This window comes from Promicromonospora vindobonensis (assembly GCF_042685865.1).
Taxonomy (GTDB): domain Bacteria; phylum Actinomycetota; class Actinomycetes; order Actinomycetales; family Cellulomonadaceae; genus Promicromonospora; species Promicromonospora vindobonensis.
Window position 1 is genome coordinate 2,277,919 of sequence record NZ_JBHUOG010000001.1, and the last position, 18,089, is coordinate 2,296,007.

General features: G+C 71.0%; 15 protein-coding genes. 3 read left to right on the top strand and 12 right to left on the bottom strand.

Annotated elements, in window-relative coordinates:
* Positions 1-50: 50 nt before the first annotated feature.
* Positions 51-3,989 (bottom strand): TM0106 family RecB-like putative nuclease, encoded by a 3,939-nt coding sequence (locus tag ACFS27_RS10330; RefSeq protein WP_377182582.1) that lies wholly within the window; start codon positions 3,987-3,989, stop codon positions 51-53.
* 254 nt (positions 3,990-4,243) lie between these two features.
* Positions 4,244-4,504 (bottom strand): hypothetical protein, encoded by a 261-nt coding sequence (locus tag ACFS27_RS10335; protein ID WP_377182584.1) that lies wholly within the window; start codon positions 4,502-4,504, stop codon positions 4,244-4,246.
* A gap of 10 nt (positions 4,505-4,514) precedes the next feature.
* On the opposite strand from ACFS27_RS10335, the gene ACFS27_RS10340 reads away from it, so the two are divergent.
* On the top strand, positions 4,515-5,351 hold the full coding sequence (locus ACFS27_RS10340; protein ID WP_377182586.1) for an excalibur calcium-binding domain-containing protein: 837 nt from the start codon (positions 4,515-4,517) through the stop codon (positions 5,349-5,351).
* A gap of 176 nt (positions 5,352-5,527) precedes the next feature.
* Here the strand turns inward: ACFS27_RS10340 and ACFS27_RS10345 are convergent, their stop codons facing one another.
* The 4 genes from ACFS27_RS10345 to ACFS27_RS10360 form a co-directional block, all read right to left on the bottom strand.
* A complete protein-coding gene (locus tag ACFS27_RS10345) occupies positions 5,528-6,880 on the bottom strand; it encodes a hypothetical protein (RefSeq protein WP_377182588.1) in 1,353 nt (450 codons plus the stop codon).
* Positions 6,881-6,882: 2 nt separating this feature from the next.
* Entirely contained in the window at positions 6,883-7,452 is a 570-nt protein-coding gene (locus tag ACFS27_RS10350; protein WP_377183681.1) for a SigE family RNA polymerase sigma factor, read from the bottom strand.
* A gap of 428 nt (positions 7,453-7,880) precedes the next feature.
* Entirely contained in the window at positions 7,881-9,302 is a 1,422-nt protein-coding gene (locus ACFS27_RS10355) for a hypothetical protein (RefSeq protein ID WP_377182590.1), read from the bottom strand.
* The gene (locus tag ACFS27_RS10360) at positions 9,299-9,874 is read right to left on the bottom strand and encodes a SigE family RNA polymerase sigma factor (protein WP_377182592.1); all 576 of its coding nucleotides are present in this window, start codon (positions 9,872-9,874) and stop codon (positions 9,299-9,301) included. Before ACFS27_RS10360 ends, ACFS27_RS10355 begins: the two co-directional genes overlap by 4 nt.
* A 202-nt stretch (positions 9,875-10,076) precedes the next feature.
* Between ACFS27_RS10360 and ACFS27_RS10365 the strand changes: the two genes are divergently transcribed.
* Both ACFS27_RS10365 and ACFS27_RS10370 read left to right on the top strand, forming a co-directional pair.
* Positions 10,077-10,859 (top strand): response regulator transcription factor, encoded by a 783-nt coding sequence (locus ACFS27_RS10365; RefSeq protein ID WP_377182594.1) that lies wholly within the window; start codon positions 10,077-10,079, stop codon positions 10,857-10,859.
* Positions 10,856-11,884, top strand: coding sequence for a sensor histidine kinase (locus ACFS27_RS10370; protein ID WP_377182596.1), 1,029 nt, complete (start codon positions 10,856-10,858; stop codon positions 11,882-11,884). The genes ACFS27_RS10365 and ACFS27_RS10370 overlap by 4 nt, the downstream gene beginning before the upstream one ends.
* Before the next feature lie 59 nt (positions 11,885-11,943).
* Here ACFS27_RS10370 and ACFS27_RS10375 read toward each other — a convergent pair whose 3' ends face one another.
* The 6 genes from ACFS27_RS10375 to ACFS27_RS10400 form a co-directional block, all read right to left on the bottom strand.
* Entirely contained in the window at positions 11,944-12,759 is an 816-nt protein-coding gene (locus tag ACFS27_RS10375) for an amino acid ABC transporter ATP-binding protein (RefSeq protein WP_377182598.1), read from the bottom strand.
* On the bottom strand, positions 12,756-13,730 hold the full coding sequence (locus ACFS27_RS10380; RefSeq protein WP_377182600.1) for an amino acid ABC transporter permease: 975 nt from the start codon (positions 13,728-13,730) through the stop codon (positions 12,756-12,758). The genes ACFS27_RS10375 and ACFS27_RS10380 overlap by 4 nt, the downstream gene beginning before the upstream one ends.
* 31 nt (positions 13,731-13,761) lie before the next feature.
* Positions 13,762-14,688, bottom strand: coding sequence for an ABC transporter substrate-binding protein (locus ACFS27_RS10385; RefSeq protein WP_377182602.1), 927 nt, complete (start codon positions 14,686-14,688; stop codon positions 13,762-13,764).
* 279 nt (positions 14,689-14,967) lie between these two features.
* Positions 14,968-15,144, bottom strand: coding sequence for a methionine/alanine import family NSS transporter small subunit (locus tag ACFS27_RS10390; protein WP_377182604.1), 177 nt, complete (start codon positions 15,142-15,144; stop codon positions 14,968-14,970).
* Positions 15,141-16,703: a sodium-dependent transporter gene (locus tag ACFS27_RS10395; RefSeq protein WP_377182606.1), complete on the bottom strand. Its 1,563-nt coding sequence runs from the start codon at positions 16,701-16,703 to the stop codon at positions 15,141-15,143. Before ACFS27_RS10395 ends, ACFS27_RS10390 begins: the two co-directional genes overlap by 4 nt.
* An 88-nt stretch (positions 16,704-16,791) precedes the next feature.
* The gene (locus ACFS27_RS10400; RefSeq protein WP_377182608.1) at positions 16,792-18,075 is read right to left on the bottom strand and encodes an FAD-binding protein; all 1,284 of its coding nucleotides are present in this window, start codon (positions 18,073-18,075) and stop codon (positions 16,792-16,794) included.
* Positions 18,076-18,089 lie beyond the last annotated feature (14 nt).

Sequence of the window (18,089 nt, forward strand, 5' to 3'; positions counted from 1 at the left end):
CGGGCTTGTCGGGGCCGCGGGGCCTCGACGGGCTCGACCGGCGGGTCGGGTCAGGCGCCGATGAGGCGCAGGAACCCGCCGAGCTCCATGAGCCGGCGGACGCCGTCGGCGTCCAGGTCGCCCGGCAGGTAGTCGGTGAGCCGAGGTGACGAGATCACGACCGCACGCCACTGCGCGCGCGAGACCGCCACGTTGATCCGGTTGCGGGACAGCAGGAATCCCATACCGCGGGAGACGTCGTCCGGGGTCGAGGCCGCGAGCGTCAGGATCGCCACCGGTGCCTCTCGCCCCTGGAACATGTCGACGGTGCCGACCGGCACATCGGCGAGGCCGACCGCCCGCAACGCCTGGCGTACCAGATGGACCTGCGCGTTGTAGGCGGCGACCACCACGACGTCGTCGGGCGCGAGTGCGCGGGGCGGACGGCCACCGCCCGGGTCCCAGGTCCGGCCGAGCACGCCCTGCACCTGTCGCACCACCTCGGCCGCCTCCTCGGGAGACGACGTCGAGTGCCCCTCGTGCACGACCGGGATGTGCACGACTCCTGGCTGCACGCCGTCGAGCGAGCGCGTGGTCGTGACGGGGTTGGCCGAGAGTCGGCCGGCGTAGGAGAGCTGAGACACGGCGGCGCAGACGTCGGGGTGCATGCGCCACGACTCCGGCAGCAGGTAGCCGAGGCCGTCGGGCAGCACGGAGCTACCCGCGGCAAGCCAGGCGAGCGCCGACTCGTCCACCGGTTCGGGGTGCTTTCCTTGGCTGACCTGCGGAAGCTGCTGCGGGTCACCGAGCAGCAGGAGCCGCTGCGCGGACCTTCCGACGGCGATCGTGTCGGCGAGCGAGAACTGCCCCGCCTCGTCGATGACCAGCAGGTCAAGTCCCTCGTCAGGCCAGCGTTCGTGCGCGAAGTCCCACGCGGTGCCGCCCACGACGCAGCCGCCGGAGCTGCTCGCTGCGCAGTCGGCGAGCTGGGCGCTCGTCAGTTCCTGCCAGGGCGGGGCCGCACCACCGTTCTCGGCGCCCTTGGCACGCTGCTTCTTCGCCACCTGTTCGACGGGAACGCCCGCCTTGTCGACGATGGCGCTCAGCATGTTCTCGACCGCCGCATGCGACTGAGCCACGACGCCCACCCGCCATCCTGCGCCCACCAGCTTGGCGACGACGTGCGAGCCGACGTGCGTCTTGCCCGTACCAGGCGGCCCCTGCACCGCGAGATAGGAGTGGTCGAGCCGCTCGACGGCCGTGTACACGGCAGCCTCGAGGTCGAGGCCGCCGTCGGTCCCGTTGCCGAGCCCGGGCAGCGCCGCGCCGCCCCGTCCCGGCTCCGCCGGCGGGCGCTGTCCTGAGCCGGTCCACGGATCGACCAGCCGCGGCGGCCTCCGGCGCAGCAGGTCGACCGCGGCGCCGTCGGGCAGCGAGCGGTTCGCGTCCCAGGCTGCGAGCGCCACGCGGGCGGCTTCCTCGACCGCGTGCTCCTGCGCGTCGTGGGCGGGTCCACGCTGCGGCGCGAGGGCGACGGGCACCTGGTCGTGCGGCTCGGCTCCCCCGGACAGCCGCTCCCGCAGGACCACGACATCGCGACCACGCGGAAGGTCCTCCCGCTCGCCGTCGGGCTCCCGAGCCGTCAGGATCACTCCGCCGGAGTGCTCACCCCGCACCGCCCGCGCCTCCAGCTCCCCGACGACGGGCGGCACAGGCTGGTCGTACAGCACGTGCACGGCGTCGCCGACGTTGAGATCGGACCCGTCGATCCGCGAACCGTCGAGCATGCGGCCCACGAGCTCGACCTCGCGTGAGGGCAGCCGGTCACGCCCCACCACGGCCCAGTCGCGCAGCACGGTCGAACGTTCCACGTGGAACGTCGACCGACGACCGGGCCATTCGTCGAGCGGCAGCTCCAGCCGGGCGTAGTGCTCCAGCCAGAACGGCTTGTCCTCGCGCTGGTAGTACCCGACGGCGGCACCCAGCAGCGCGAGCGCCTGCACCTCGAGCGACCGCTCCCCGCGGTCCTCCCCGACCCGGCGCGAGATCTCGTCGGCCAGCGCCAACCGCCGTTCCCGCCCCTCCCGCCGGGCCAGAGCCCGGGGGGACTCGTTCGCGAGCTCGACCTCGGTCGGCACTTCTCGCTCGACAGTCCCCGCTTCGCCAACCACCGCCTGCGCGGGCAACCGATCCTGCGAGGCCGTGGGGAGCGAGAATGCGCGCGCACTCTCGCTCCCCACGGCCGACCCGACCGACCCGACCGAAGACCGCGCGAACCTCAACCAGTCCAACAGACGCAACGTCGACCGGCAGTCGTACTCGTTGTAGTCGAGGATCCGTTGCTTGAGCGCTGTCGCCTGCTCCGCCCCGTCGGCGGCCAGCTTCGCGTACTCGGCGTACTCCGTGACCGAGGCCGTCGCGCTCGTGACCCCCTCCCGTGCCGGATCGTCCTGCATGTAGAGCGGCTCGAGCTTCTTGATCGACTTCGACCGGTTCGAGATGCGCAGGCACGACCGGACCACCGCGTACAGGTCGACCAGCACGCCGTCGCGCAGCAGCTGGTCCACCTCGTCCTCATAGACGCCGTGTCGCGCGGCGATGGAGAGCAGGTGCGTCTTCTCGTAGGCCGCGTAGTGGTAGACGTGCAGGTCGGGATACGTCTCGAGGCGCGCGTTGAGGTAGTCGACGAACTGGACGAGAGCGGCCCGCTCCCCCGCCAGGTCGTCGGCCCAGAGGCCGTGGAAGGGCGGGGTCCTGTCGCCCGGACCGGGGCGCTCGACCCAGCCGAAGAGGTAGTCGAGGCCCATGGCCGGCGCCTGGTCGTCGCCGGGCAGCCGCGCCGCCTCCCACAGTGGGTCACCCTCGAAGTCGAAGAACACGTCGCCGGGACTCGGGGGCGGGAGCCGGTCGATGGCCTCCGTCGCGACCAGCTGCCAGCGCAGCCGCGCATCGGGCCCGTCCGGGTCGACACCGTCGGGCAGCTGGTCGAGCGCGACCGAGCCGTCGCCCTCGTCGAGGCCGAGCTGGAGGCGTGCCTGAGCGCGCAGTCCCGCGAAGCGTCCGGCGGCCATGCCTTCCGGCGGCTCCTCGGCGACCGCGAGCGCGTCGATCGTGGAGATCCCCGATGCCGACAGCTTGGCCCGCTGCACCCCGTACACGCCACCGACGAGCAGGACGTCGCGGCTGGCGGCCGCCGCCTCCGCGCAGTCCGGACAGTTGCGGAGCTTTCCGCAGGCCAGGTAGCGGTCGTCGGTCCAGCTCACCGGGGCGTCGTCGGCCGCGTGGGTGTCGAGAACCTCCACGAGCCGCGCGTGCCGCTTGCGAAAGACGGGCAGCAGGTCGGCGAGCCGGTGCGACGTGGTCTCCCCCGTGCCGAGCACGAGGTGCACGTCGGAGGTCGGGTCGATCCGCGCGTCCATCAGCTGGTTCGCGTACGCGGCGAGCTGGAGCAGCGCGCGGACCTTGGTACGGCGCGCGAGCTTTGAGTCGTGCACGGCATACCGCGGCTGCGGTACGAGCGTACGAGCACCGGCGCGCCGGTGCGTGGGTTCTGCCGCCAGGACGCCGCCCGGTTCACCGCCCTGCTCCATCTCGCCGAGCGGGTCGCGGACAAGGAAGTCGGCCCGGCCGTGGAACCTGCCGTCGAAGAACGAGGCCTGGTAGACGACGTCGGCGCCCTGCTCCATCGCGGCCAGCGTGCGGCTGTGCGCCTCGATCAGCTCGTCGCGAGCCATCCGGCGGGCGGGCAGGATCTCGAGCACACCGCCGGAGCGGCCGGTGTTCGCCGGGCCGAAGGTGCGGAGGTGCCCCTCGAGGACGCGGCGTTCGTGGTCCTCCCCCAGTGCGGCGGTGCGGGCGAGCATCTCGTCCTCTTCCCGCACCCGGCGAGGGCTGCGGCCAAGAAGCTCATCGAGTCGTCTCAGAAGGCGAAACTCGCACTCGCCCGCGATCACGAGGTCGCTTGCCGAGTGCACGAGAGTGCCGGGATCGTCGCGCTCCAGGAGGAACATGCCCTTAGGTCTACCAGTGACCCCTGACACGAGCGCGCTACTGTCGTCCTCGCAGGCGGTAGATATGTCCGGTTCGGCCCCTTGTTCTGGCGCCAACCCGCCTGGATGGCCGATAGTGGGGCCGACCGTATCGAAGGAGCAACCATGCCCGTGCGCTTCAACCCGCCTCCGGGTTGGCAGGTGCCCCCGGGATTCCGACCCGACTCCACCTGGGCGCCCGACCCGTCGTGGCCCCCGGCCCCGCCCGGTTGGAACTACTGGATCGACGGACCCGACACGCCCCAGCCGGCGGCCGAGAACCGCGCCGCCCCGCCCCCAGCACCGCCCGCGCCTCCCGCACCGCCGACGCCTCCCGCACCGCCCAGCTCCGGCCCGGTCCCCACCTCGACGACCGCCACATCGACGACCGCCGGCTCGGCGGACGCCGACACGCGGACCGTCGCGATCCAGGTGATCGACGGCGCGGCCGGCCGCCCGGCCACCGGCGCGCCGAGCCTCTCCCCTGCGGACGCCATGGGGTCGACCATGACGATGGCGCCGATCAGCGCCCCCCCGGCTCCGGGCGCGCCCCGGCCCGGCTCGGGTCCACAGCCGGTCTACCCGCCGCAGCCCGGCATGGCGCCACCGCCACCGCCGCCGGAAGCGCCGAAGAAGGGGCCGGCAGGCCTGCTGGGCGCACTCAAGGGCCTGGGCGGCCGGGGCTCCACCCCGCCCGCCGGCTCACCGTCGGCGCCCGGACCCGGACCCGGACCCTTGAGCATCGACGACGTGCACCGCCCCGGAGCCGGCGCGCCGATGGCTGCCGGCCCGGCGCAGGTGGCGCCAGCACCCGTGCGACCGCGCGGCACGTCCGGAAGGGGTGGCTCGCGCCCCCCTGGCGCCGGGCTCATGGTGGCCATCGCCATAGCAGGGCTCGCGCTCGGTGTGATCGTGGGTGTGGTCGTCACGGCCGGCCAGCAGGCCGATGCGAACCAGGCGATCACCGACGCGCAGACCCTCCGGTCGGAGATCGAGACGGAGCGTGCCGAGATCGAGGCGCAGCGTACCCAGCTCAAGAAGCAGCGGGACGAGGTGGCCGAACGCGAGCAGGGGCTGGGCGAGCGTGAGGCTCAGCTCGAGGAGCGCGAGACCGCACTCGAGCAGCAGGAGCAACAGCAGCAGCAGGAAGAACAGGAAGAGGAGCGGGAGGACGAGGAGAACGGGAACGGGAACGGGAACGGTGGGAACCCCGGGACCGTCTTCTACTGGAACTGCGACGCCGTCCGTGCCGCCGGTGCCGCCCCGCTCTCGAACGGTCAGCCGGGATACCTGCCGCACCTTGACCGCAACGGCAACGGTGTCGCCTGCGAGGACGGCGAATAACCGGGCCGGCCGGCGTCGGCCGCGCCGGTTGCGTACGAACGCACCGCTGACCTCTCGTCCGAGCGGTCAGCGGTGCGAAGAGAACGGGCCGAGGCAGATCCCCAGACTCTGCCTCGGCCCGCTCGTGTGTTCCCGGCCCACGCCATCTCCCCAGACGAGACGTGGGCCGGGAAGTCTCAACCCCCGAAGAGTCCCTCCAGGAGGTCACCGAGGCCGAGGGGATCCTCGTCCTCGGGAGATGTGGTCGGCTCCTCGGTCGGAGCCGGGCTGGGCGCCACGTCGTCGGGCGGCGCGGGCTCGTTCACCGTGGAGGCGAGCTGCAGCGCTTCGCTCAGGTCGATCAGGCACAGCCGCCAGACGTCCGCGTCCACGCCCTTCGGCGTCTGCCAGAAGGACTTGCCCGTGAGCTGCGCGGGCGCCGTCCAGTCGGTGCCGGTGCGCTGCGCGACGCAGGCTTCCATAGCGGGGACCTCGTTCGCCTCCGCGTCCTCGACCAGCATGGGCGCGAGCTCCGCGACCATCGGCGCGGGCTCTGCCGCCTTCGGCTCCTCGACGGCCTTGCCTGCGACGTCGTGGATCACCGCGCACTCCGGCGAGGTGCTGCGGCACCACGAAGCGCTCCACGTGTCCTGGTTCGAGTAGATGAACCCACGCGGCTCCGCCGTCGTGCGGTCCACCTGCAGGACCCGCATCCACACGCTGCCGTCGTCGAGCACGTCGAACGGCGTGACGGGGAGCGAGGCGCCTGCCTCGGGGCCATCGGACCTCGCACCGGAACCCGGCGTCGCGTGCGCCCCCTGCGCGCCCGCGGCACCGCCGGTCAGCGGGTCGTCGAAGACCAGGAACTGGTCCCCCTCCGTCGCCGCCGACGAGAAGCCGAACACGAGGGCCGGCCCGCCGTCGGACGGCAGGACCATCGCGTCGGAGGTGACACCTCGCCAGAGCAGCGTGCCGCCGAGGTTTCCCTCGCGAAGGTTCTCGAGGGCGGTGTCACCGCCAGCGAGCACCTCGAGGTCCGTGGCGCTGTGGCGCCCGTCGATCTTGGCCAGGGTCACCACCGCGAGGTAGCGGTCGCCGCCACCCGCGTCCAGGCCGAGGTCGAGCACGACGGTGTCCCTGTCGACGCGGTACGACGCGGGCTCCGCCACCGTCCGCACTCCCGGCGCGAGCTCGGCGAGCTCCGCCTCGGGCTCCTGCGACGGGATGTCCGTCGGCGACGGCGCCGGCGGCTCCACGTCGACCTCGCCCTCGTTGAGCGTCGAGGGCGGCGCGTCGGTGGTCTCCACCGTGACCGGAGCGCTGCTCCAGAGTCCCGGGATACCCGGTAGTGCACCCGCCGCGCCTGCGCCGACGGTGGCGAGCGCCAGCGTGGAGGCCAGGGTCACGCCCGCCCGCCGCGTGGCGTGCTTGCGGCGGCTCGACCGCAGGACCCCGTCGAGATCCAGCGTCGACGCGGGTACCGCCGCGTGCGCCGACTCCCGGACCCGCGCGACGAAGTCGTCGTCGGGGGAACCGTGGGGGATGTTCATGTTCATCGGGTTCCGCCCAGTGGATCGACGTCGAGGATCGAGCGCAGGTGGGCGAGGCCGCGCGAGGCTGTGGACTTCACGGTGCCGAGAGGGATGCCGAGCTCGCTCGAGACCTCGGACTCCGACAGGTCCAGCAGGTGACGCAGCACCACGACACGGCGCTGCTTCAGGGGAAGGCGGAGCAGGGCGCGCACGACGGCGTCGCGATCGTCCACGGTGCGCGTGGGCATCCGGGCCGCAGCGCGGGCGACGCGGACGTCGTCCTGCGGCAGGTCGTCGGGGCCGGTCAGGACCTCGCGCCGCGTGCGGCGCCAGGCGTCGATCCGCAGGTTGGCCAGCACGCGCCGGGCATAGATCAGCGGGTCCCCCTGCCGGGCCTTGTGCCAGTGCCGGTAGCACCGCTCGAAGGTCTGCTGGGTGAGCTCCTCCGCACGGTGCGCGTCACCGCTCAGGAGGAACGCCATCCGGTGGAGGGGGTCCTTTGCCTCCCGCATGAACACTGTGAACTCTTCGTTCTTCGAGATCTGTGCGTTCCTGCGCGCGTGAGTGGCCGTAGGCCGGTCTGTCCGCACGGGCAGCGAGGTTACGTCATCGGCGCCCGCCGACCCACCTCGGACCAGCCTGAGCGGCCGGGTCGCGGGGACGGGCTCGGTTTTCTCCGGAGCGCTGGGCGCCGCCGGTGTCGTGGTGGATAGGGAGTCTGGGGTGTTCTGCTCGGTGGTCACGGTCTCCAGGTCGTCCGCAGAGCTGGAGTCGGCGCGCACGACGTACAGGGTCACGGGCTTGGGGACCCGGGACTCTGGCGCTGGTGCACGCGGACTCGTGACTGTCACGAACGGAACACGGGCCAGTCGGGGTGAAGGTTCCATCTGGTTTCGCGGATTTCTTCGGAACTGGTGTGACCCCGGTCACCGACCGAACGACGAAGGCACGTGTCGGACGGGCAGATCACTCGCGTGACCTGCACGTCCGACACGTGCCAAAGGGTGAGGGGCCCCGGTCAGCGCCGGAAGTCGAGCGACCCGAGGAAGGTGTGCAGATCCTTCCAACCCTGCTCGCCGCCGTCGAAGTCGACGACGAGGAACAGGTTCTCGCCCTCGTCCGCCTGGTGGAGGAAGATGCTCGCGGTGTAGTACTCCGGCTCGCCTTCCAGGTTGTTGAGCGTCGGCTGCACCTCGGCGTAGTCGGCACCGGGGACCTCGATCAGCTGGGACGTCGGCGCTGACATCGTCTGGCTCCACCAGTTGCCGCCGGGCTTGCCACCCTGCACGTAGACCCGCTCGAACGACGTCATCTCCTCCGCCGCGCGTGCCTTCTCCTCGTCGGACGCGTCGGTCCAGAGCTGCAGCGTCGCCGCGTCGATGCCCGGTTCCACGTGCGTGACGGTCTTGCCCGTCCACTCGACGCCCGGTGAGAACTGGCCGTCGGTCGGCTCGGAGCTCCAGCCCTTCGGCACCGCGAACTTCAGGTCGTTGTGCTCGGTCTTCGTCCAGCCGGCCGGGACACCCCGTTCGATCGGGTCCAGCACGGGGATCTCGAACTGCGGCTTGTACCAGCTGGGCTCCCCCGCATCCTTGAGCCAGAGGTTGCCCACGAAGTTCCGCAGCATGGTCCTGCCCTGCTCGTTCGCCGCGAAGCGGGTCTCGATGACCCAGCCCTCCGCGCCGCTCCGGATCCGGATCGTCGCGGGACGGACCTTGCCCTCGCGCTCGTGCTGCTCGATCACGACGAGGTCGGCACCGTCGATGTCCAGCGTCATCGCGCCCGAGTCCTGCGCAGGCACGGTCCAGCCGGCGACGTCGGTCACGTTGCGCAGCTCGAGCGCCGCGTCCACGTCGTCGATGCTCATGTCGAGCGAGTCGGGGTCGTCGCTCCGCCCCCGCGGGTCGTCGGGGTCGAGAAACCCGGCCACCCCGCCCGCGTTGACGTCACCGACGGCCGACCAGCCGCCCGGCGGGACCTCGTACCAGAGCCCGCCAAGGATGTACGGAGCATGTCCGGGGCCCTCCACGACGCCGCGTTCGACCCCCGGCATCACCGGCAGCGTTCCCCCACCTGTCTTCATGAGCTCGGTGGACGCCTCCTCCGGCGCGCCGCTCGGGCTCACCGAAGGGCTCGGCGTGGCCGACGGCGAGTCGCTCGCCGGAGCCGACTTGACGGACGTCCGGTCCGTGCCGGGCACGGGCTCCTGCTGGTCGGCGTAGATGGCGCCGGCCGCGCCGATGCCCGCACCCGTCAGGGCCAGCACCGCGACACCAGCGGTCGCCGCCACCACGATCCGGCGCCGGCGCACGTTGCGTACCGCCCGCGTGGCCATGGCGGTGGCGTCCAGCGACCGTGGCGGCTCGATGGTGGAACCGGCGGCACGCAGGTCGGCCACCAGTGCAGCGTCCTGCTTCGCGTTGATGTCGTGCACGTTCATGATTGGTTCCCCCCGCCGTCGGACACCACGAGGGTGCGCAGGCGCGCCAAGGCTCGTGAGGCAGTGGACTTCACGGTGCCTGCGGAGATCCCGAGCTCCGCTGCGGTATCGGACTCGGAGCGGTCGAGCAGGTAGCGCAGGACCACCACGCGCCGCTGCTTGACCGACAGCGCCATGAGCGCGCGGACCAGGCGGTCCCGCTCGGCCAGCTCGGCGTCCGACGCCGGAGCGCTCCGCACCTTGGTGCTGCTCGCCGGGTCGTCCGTGAGCACCTCGCGGCGCGTGCGGCGCCACGTGTCGATGCGTGCGGTCGCGAGGACGCGGCGCGCATAGGCGAACGGGTCACCGTCGCCGACCTTCTTCCAGGCCTTGAACGTCCGCTCGAGGGCGAGCTGCACCAGGTCCTGCGCGCGGTGCTGGTCACCGCACAGCAGGTAGGCGATCCGGTACAGCGCCGGGGTGTTGGCCTGCGCGAAGACCGTGAAGTCCGCGACGGGGTCCACCCCGCTCCGGACGACGGCGATCTCGCCGGTGCCCGGCTGTACCGCTGGACTCACCGCTACCTCGCTCATCCGGGGCACCGCCCGGAGCTGTGGCCGGAACCGTGCCCCGGCACTGGTTCGCGGCGCAGCGCGCGCCGCTTCGTGTACGTCATGCACCATAGACGCAGACCAGGACCGCCGGGGTTCCGCTCTTTCCGAACTGGTTCTTACGAGGTCGTGACCGTGCCGTCCGGCACCGGGTACGCGCCGTCGCCGCCCGTACCCTTCAGGAGTGGCAAGAGTTCTCGTGATCGACGACGACGTCACCGTCGCTCAGGTGGTCGTCGCCTACCTGGAACGAGCCGGTGTGGTGGCAGAGCACGCGGCCGACGGTCCGGCCGCACTGGCTGCCGCCGCCGCGAACGCGCCCGACGCCGTGGTGCTCGACCTCATGCTGCCCGGCATCGACGGGCTGGAGGTGTGCCGCCGTCTGCGCTCGGCCCGCGCGGACCTGCCCGTCCTGATGCTGACGGCGCGGGGCGAGGAGGAGGACCGCGTGCTCGGCCTCCAGATCGGCGCCGACGACTACGTGGTCAAACCCTTCAGCCCGCGCGAGCTGGTGCTGCGTGTGCAGTCGTTGCTGCGCCGCGCGGGAGCCGCCGTCGGCCCCGCAGCCAGCGCCTCGGAGGAGCCTGCGGCAGCACCACCACCGGCAGGGGGCCTCGCGCCCGCCCAGCGGGCAGCAGGGGCCCTGTACGACGGCGATCTCCGCCTCGACCCGGCGGCCCACCGGGTCGTCCGCTCCGGCACCGAGCTGCAGCTCACCGTGCGCGAGTTCGAGCTGCTGCGCTGGTTCCTCACCCACCCAGGGCAGGTGCACGACCGGGAGTCGCTGATGCGCGGCGTCTGGGGCTGGGAGTACGGCGACCAGTCGACGGTCACGGTGCACGTCCGCAGGCTGCGCGAGAAGGTGGAGGCCGACCCGTCCCGGCCGACGCGCCTGGTGACCGTGTTCGGCGTCGGCTACCGGTGGGACCCGACGCCGTCGGGCCCCGGGTCGGGGGTCGGCGCGTGAACAACCTCGAAGGTGTGGTCCTGTCCGTCTCCGTGGCCGCCGCGGTCGGTGTCGTGGGCGTTGTCGCGCTGTTCGCCCTGGCCCGGCGCCGGGTAGCGCTCGCAGCGACCCTCGCCCCGCTCGTGGTCGTCGGATCGGTGGCGGCAGGTGTCTACGCGAGCGCACGGGCCATGTTCCTGTCGGGCAGCGACTCCACGACCGTCCTGCTGCTCCTGCTCGCGACGGTGCCGGTGGCGCTCGCCGTGGGTCTGGTGCTGACGGCCCGGATCCGGACGGTCACCAGCCAGGCCGCCGCCGAGAAGGCGGCCGCTGAGCGTGACCGTGAGGTCGAGGTACGGCGCCGCGAGATGGTGGCCTGGGTGTCGCACGACCTGCGCACGCCTCTTGCCGCTGTGCGCGCCCTCGCGGAGGCGCTGGAGGACGGCGTGGGAGCGGTGGACGAGCACGTACCCCGCATCCTGGCGGAGAACCGGCGGATGGCCGCGATGGTCGACGACCTCCTTGCGCTCTCCCGCCTGCAGTCCCCTACTGCGACGCTGCGCCGCGAGCCGGTGGCCGTCGCCGACCTCGCCTCCGACGCGATAGCTGCCGCGCAGCCCCTTGCCGACTCGGGCGGCGTGACGCTGGCATGGGACGTCACGGACCCGGTGGTGACGTCGCTGGACGCCCGGCAGGTCGGTCGGGCGCTGGAGAACCTGCTGGTGAACGCGATCCGGCACACGGGCCCCGGTGGGACGGTCCGCGTGGCCGTTGCGTGCGAGGACGACGCCGGCAGGACCGGCCGGTCCGTGGTGATCTCCGTCGAGGACGAGTGCGGCGGCATCCCGGAGGCCGATCTCGGCCGCGTCTTCGAGGCGGGCTGGCGCAGCTCGGGTGCTCGCACGCCGGAGCGCGGGGACAGCCCGGGAAGCGGAGCGGGCCTCGGCCTCTCCATCGTTCGTGGAGTGGCCGAGGCCCACGGGGGCGCTGCGAGTGTCGCCAACGTGGCGCGCGGATGCCGTTTCGACCTCCGCCTCCCCGCCTGACCGGCCCGAGTTCCGAGGACGGAGCCGTCAGAGGACGGGGCCGTCAGAGGACGCTGCGGTCAGAGGACGTGGGAGAGGAAGTCCTTCGTGCGGTCTTCCTTCGGGTCGTCCAGGACCGCGCTCGGCGGGCCGGACTCGACGATCACGCCGTCGTCCATGAACACGACGTGGTCGGCGACCTCACGGGCGAACCCGATCTCGTGCGTCACCACGATCATCGTCATGCCGGACTTCGCGAGGTCCTGCATCACCGACAGCACCTCGCCGACGAGCTCCGGGTCGAGCGCCGACGTCGGCTCGTCGAACAGCATGAGCTCCGGGTCCATCGCGAGCGCCCTGGCGATGGCGACGCGCTGCTGCTGACCACCCGAGAGCTGCGCAGGGTAGTGCTCCATCCGGTCGGACAGCCCCACGCGCTCGATGAGCTCCAGCGCGCGCTGCTTGGCCGCCTTCTTCGACATCCCCCGCACCTGCACCGGTGCTTCCATGATGTTCTCGAGCGCCGTCATGTGCGGGAACAGGTGAAACCGCTGGAACACCATGCCGATCCGCGAGCGCTGCTTGGCGACCGCCTTGGGGTGCAGCCGGTGCAGCGTCCCCTTGGCGTCCTTGCGGTAGCCCATGAGGTCACCGCCGACCATCACGGAGCCGCCGGTGATCTCCTCCAGCTCGTTGATGCAGCGCAGGAGGGTGGACTTGCCGGACCCGGAGGGGCCGAGGATCACGGTGACCTCGCCGCGCGCGACGTCGAGGTCCACGCCCTTCAGGACGTGCACGGCGTCGTGCCCGTGACCGAACACCTTGTGCACCGCACGTACGCAGACCATGTCGGTGGCGTCGGCCGGGGCGGCCGCGGAGTCAGCGACGACGCTCATGGCGTCACCTCCTTGGCGAGATCCACTTTCACTGTGCCTGCGGCCGCGATGGCGCCCTGCCTGCCACCGGGTCCCTTGCCGCCGTTCCGGCGCCGGGTGACCGTGCCGAACCCACGCCCGTAGTACTGCTCGAGGTAGTGCTGTCCCACCATCAGGATCGAGGTGATCAGCAGGTACCAGATCGCGGCGATGACCAGCAGCGGGATGGGCAGGAAGTTGCGGTTGCCGATCGCGCTCGTCGCATAGGTGAGCTCGAGCGTGAACGGCACGGCGACCACGAGGGACGTGGTCTTCAGCATCGAGATGGTCTCGTTGCCCGTCGGCGGCACGATGACGCGCATGGCCTGCGGCAGGACGACGCGGCGCATGATCTTGCCGTCCTTCATCCCGAGGGCCTTCGCGGCCTCGGTCTGGCCGGGGTCCACGGAGGTCAGGCCCGCACGCACGATCTCGGCGAGGTACGCCGCCTCGTTCAGCGCGAGGCCGAGGAGCGCCGCCCAGAACGCGGTGATGACGTCGTCCGTGCGGAACGTGAAGAACTCCGGTCCGAAGGGGATGCCCAGCGACAGCCGCGGGTAGAGCACCGCGATCAGGCCCCAGAAGATGAGCTGCGTGTAGATCGGGGTACCGCGGAAGAACCAGATGTAGACCCAGCTCACCCAGCGCATGACCGGGTTGTCCGACCGGCGCATCATCGCGAGCGTGACGGCCAGCGCCACGGCGATCGCCATGGACGCGAACGTCAGGATCAGGGTCCACATCACGCCGCGCAGCACGACGACGTCACGCAGGTACAGCCAGACGATGTCCCAGCGGAAGTTGTCGTTGGTGATCAGCGCGTTGGCCACCATGGCGGCCAGGACCAGCACGACCGCGGCCGCGACGAGGCGACCGGGCCGGGGCACTGGACGTGCGTGGATCCGGTTCGGCACCGGGTCGCGGCCCGACGCCGGAGCGTTGCTGGAGCTCATCTGACCCCTCTTCTCGTTCCTGGGGTGCTGGTCACTCGGCCGGGTTGAGCTCGGCCTCGTCCACGACGACGTCGTCGCTGCCCCAGCCGGAGAAGATCTCCTCGAGCGTGCCGTCGTCGATGAGCTTCTGCACCGCGGCCTGCACGGCCTCGGTCAGGTCCTTGTCGTCCTGGGCAACGACGATGCCGTAGGGCGCCGCGTCGTTGATCTCGCCGATGGTCTCGACCTCGCCGGACGTCTGCTCGACGGCGTAGGCGGTGATCGGCGAGTCGGCGTACATGGCCTGCAGCTTGCCGCCCACGAGGTTGGTGGTGACGTCGGCCTGCGACTCGTAGCGCACGACGTCGATGGGCTCCTCGCCGTCTTCCTCGCAGTCCTTGGCAGCCTCGGTGAGCTCGTCGTCCTGGATGGTCGAGGTCTGCACGCCGACGGTGGTCCCGCACAGGTTCTCGGGGTCGAAGTCCTCCGGGTTGTCCGCTGCGACGCCGAACTGCGAGCCCGCGACGGCGTAGCTGATCATGTTGGCCTCGGCCGTGCGCTCGTCCGTGATGGTGAACGCCGAGATACCCAGGTCGTACTTGGAGCCGATGGCGGGGATGATGCCGTCGAACGCCGCCGACTGGACCTCGGCCTCCAGGCCGAGCACCGCGGCCACTGCGGTCACCGTGTCGATGTCGAACCCGACCGGCGTCTTGCCGTCGACGTCGATGAACTCCGCCGGCGCGTACGCCGTGTCGGAGCCGACGGACAGCGTGCCCTTGTCGGCGATCTCCTTCGGGAGCATCGCGGCGATCTCTTCGTCAACCTCGATGGTCGACGGGTCGAATGCTGCCTCGGCGCTGGCCTCGTCGGTAGCGCCATCGCCAGCGGTCTGCTGCGACGCGTCGGTGCATGCGGTGAGGACAAGTGCGGCAGCGGTCAGTGCCGAGGCAGCGGTGAGGGCGGGAAGCCTGCGCATCAGGGGTCTCCTGGGTCGGATCGTTGGTGTGTCACGAGGCGGTACGACCCGGCAGATCTCCGTCGTCAGGGGAGCAGAGGACCCGACGGCGCACATGGCGCCTCGTGTGCGAGTCTCACCTAACCGTGACGCTCCGCTGACGTAAACCCGGAAGATCGAGACCGATGTCACATTGTGATGTATTACGTGTTTCGTGAACGTTTCACCCTCGTCCATATGCACTGGCCTGCGTAAACACCCTCGGCAAGCCGGCAAAGAGCCGACTTGCCGAGGGGCCGCTCACGTGTCGTGCTCGACCGGCGGTTCGGGCCGGTCCTCCGAACCGCCCTCGTGCTCCCAGCCGTGCGGCCAGTCGACCCGCTCCGGGCGCCGCACGATGGCCACGATGCTCACCAGCAGACCACCCCACACCACGATGAGCGAGACGACGAGCAGTGCGATTGCTTCGCTGGTCATGACTTACCTCCGAACCTGGGCCACGCATCGAACGCGTCGGGCTCGACGCGCCACCGCATCAGAGTGAGCACCGCGGCACCGACGAGGAGCACGACGACGGTGCCCCACCCCGCGACACCGAGGTACGCCTCCGCGTATCCCTCGTACCCGTCCTGGATCAGGCTGACGATGCGCGAGACGAGCATGTAGGTGAGCACCACGGGCCCGAGCACGATGATGCAGAAGGACCACCACCGGCCCATGCTGATCGTGGAGACGGCGTTGAGGTGGAACCGCATCTCCCCGGAACGGCGCAGCACCCAGCCGACGGCGATGGTGGTCACCACCGCGGACGCGACGATGCCGATGTTGTTGGCCCAGTTGTCGACGGTGTCGAGGGCAATCAGGCCGGTCGTCGTCGAGAAGCACAGCACCGAGATCACCGCCGCGACGATGCCGATGCGGATAGCGGCCTGCGTGCGCGTCCAGCCGAACTTCTCCTGGAACGACGCGGAGACCACCTGCAGGATCGACAGCAGGGAGGTGAACCCTGCCATCACGAGGGAACCGAAGAACAACGCTCCGAAGATCCCGCCCGCCGGCATCTGGGACACGATCGCCGGGAAGGTGACGAAGGCGAGGATCGGTCCGGAGATGCCCTCGAGCTCGGCGATGGCCATGCCCTGCTGGTTCGCGAGGAAGCCGAGCGCTGCGAACACGCCGATGCCCGCGAACACCTCGAAGCCGGAGTTGGCGAACGCGACGACGAAGCCGGGCGACGTCAGGTTGGCGCGGCGCTTCCGGTAGGAGGCGTACGTGATCATGATCCCGAACGCGATGGACAGCGAGAAGAAGATCTGGCCGTAGGCGGCGATCCACACGTTCGGGTCGGCGATCGCGCTCCAGTCCGGGGTGAACAGCGCGTTGAGGCCGTCAGCGGCGCCCGGGAGGAACAGGGCCCGCACCACGAGCGCGCCGAAGGCGAGGAAGAGGAGCGGGATGAACACGAAGTTGACCTTTTCAAGGCCCTTGACGACCCCTGCGGCCAGCACCACGATGACCGCCACCCACACGAGCAGCAGCGGGATCAGCACCGCTGGCACGAAGTCGAGCGTGAACCACGGGTCGGCACCGCCGACGTCGGCCAGCTTGAGGTAGTCCCCGGTGAAGAAGCCGGCGGTGTCGTCACCCCAGCGCAGGTCGAACGAGTACACGAAGAAGCTGAGGGCCCACGCGATGATCACCGCGTAGTAGATGGCGATCACGAAGCAGATCATCACCTGGAACCAGCCCAGGCCCTCCAGCCATCGCTTCAGCCGGCGGAACGCCAGTGGTGCCGAACCACGGAACCGGTGCCCGATCGCGTAGTCCAGAAACAGGATCGGGATGCCAGCCGTGAGTAGCGCCACCAGGTAGGGCACCATGAACGCGCCCCCACCGTTCTCGTATGCCACCCCCGGGAAGCGCCAGATGTTCCCCAGCCCGACAGCGGATCCGATCGCGGACAGGATAAATCCCAGCTGTCCGCTGAACTGCTCACGCTTCTCGGGCTCCGCGGTAGTTCTCTGCGCGTCGCTCATACCCTGATCTTCCGAGGAAATCCCCCCGAATGCGAAATCGGCTCGCCGAGAACTTCACCGAAGATTCACCGCGGGGGCACGGCGAGGCTCAGCCGGCGACCAGTTCTGCCACGTATCCGCCCCGGAACTTGCCCGTCGGGTCGAGGCGCGCGGCCAGCTCCGCGAAGTCGCCGAACCGCGGGTAGAGGCCCGGAAGGTCGGCCACGGGGACCGTGAACAGCTTGCCCCAGTGCGGGCGCGCACCGAGCGGCAGGAGCACCGCCTCCAGCTCGGGCAGGGCGGCCCGCACCGCCGGCCAGTCCTGCTTCCACGTGAAGTGGAACGCGAGGCTGTCCTCTGGCGTGGTGCTGAGCCACTGGTCGTCGCCGGCGATCGTCCGGATCTCGGACGTGAGCAGCAGCGGTCCGATCCGGTCCCCGAGGGCCCGCACGGCGCGGACGGCGTCGGGACCCGCCGTACGCGGCAGGAGGTACTCCGACTGCAGCTCCTCGCCCAGGGACGGCGTGAAGTCCAGCCGGAAGTGCGGCAGCCGCTCGAACCACGGTCCAGGCACGCCGCCCTGCTCCGTGCACGCCACCGCGGCGACGTCGGGCAGTGGGTGCATCGGGCCGACGGCGGGCTCGGCGCCCAGACCGGTCAGCAGGCCGGCGGCCGGCCCGTCGGCCGACGGCGTCTCCCCGCTGGTCGAGCCTGCCGAGACCCGCGACTTGCACCACACCATGCGAACGTCGGGCTCGTACCAGCTGGTGAAGACGCTCACGGAGTAGGCGCTGCCCATGACGGCGTCGAGATGCTCGAACAGCGCGTCCCACGGCAGCCCGGTGAAGACGTCCTGGCGCACGTCGAACGCCGGCACGGTGGCCAGCTCCACGCGCGTCACGATGCCGAGGGTCCCGAGCGCCACCACGGACCCCGGGAAGTCCGCGTCGCCCCTGCGCAGGGTCAGCACCTCGCCGGTGGCGGTCATGAGCTCCACCCCGACGACGTCGCCCGCCAGCGAGCGCGTCCCGTCACCCGAACCGTGGGTGCCCGTCGCGACGGCTCCGGCGACGGAGATGTGCGGCAAGGAGGCCATGGCGGCCAGCGCACGACCCTTGGCGTGCAGGTCGGCCGCGACCTCCCCGTAGCGCAGGCCCGCACGGACCGACGCCACCCCCGTCCCTTGGTCGACCTCGAGGGCCGGCATGCCGTCGTCGAGCAGGTCGAGCTGTACGTGCACACCCGTCGTGTCGGCGACGTCGCAGAACGAGTGGCGCGAGCCGAGAGCCCGGACGCGGGGCTCACCGGCGACGATGCCGGTGAGCTCCGCGAGGTTCCGGGGGCGCTCGATGCGCGCGGAGGAGTAGGTGAGGTTCGCTGCCCAGTTCTTCACCGGACAAGAGTGCC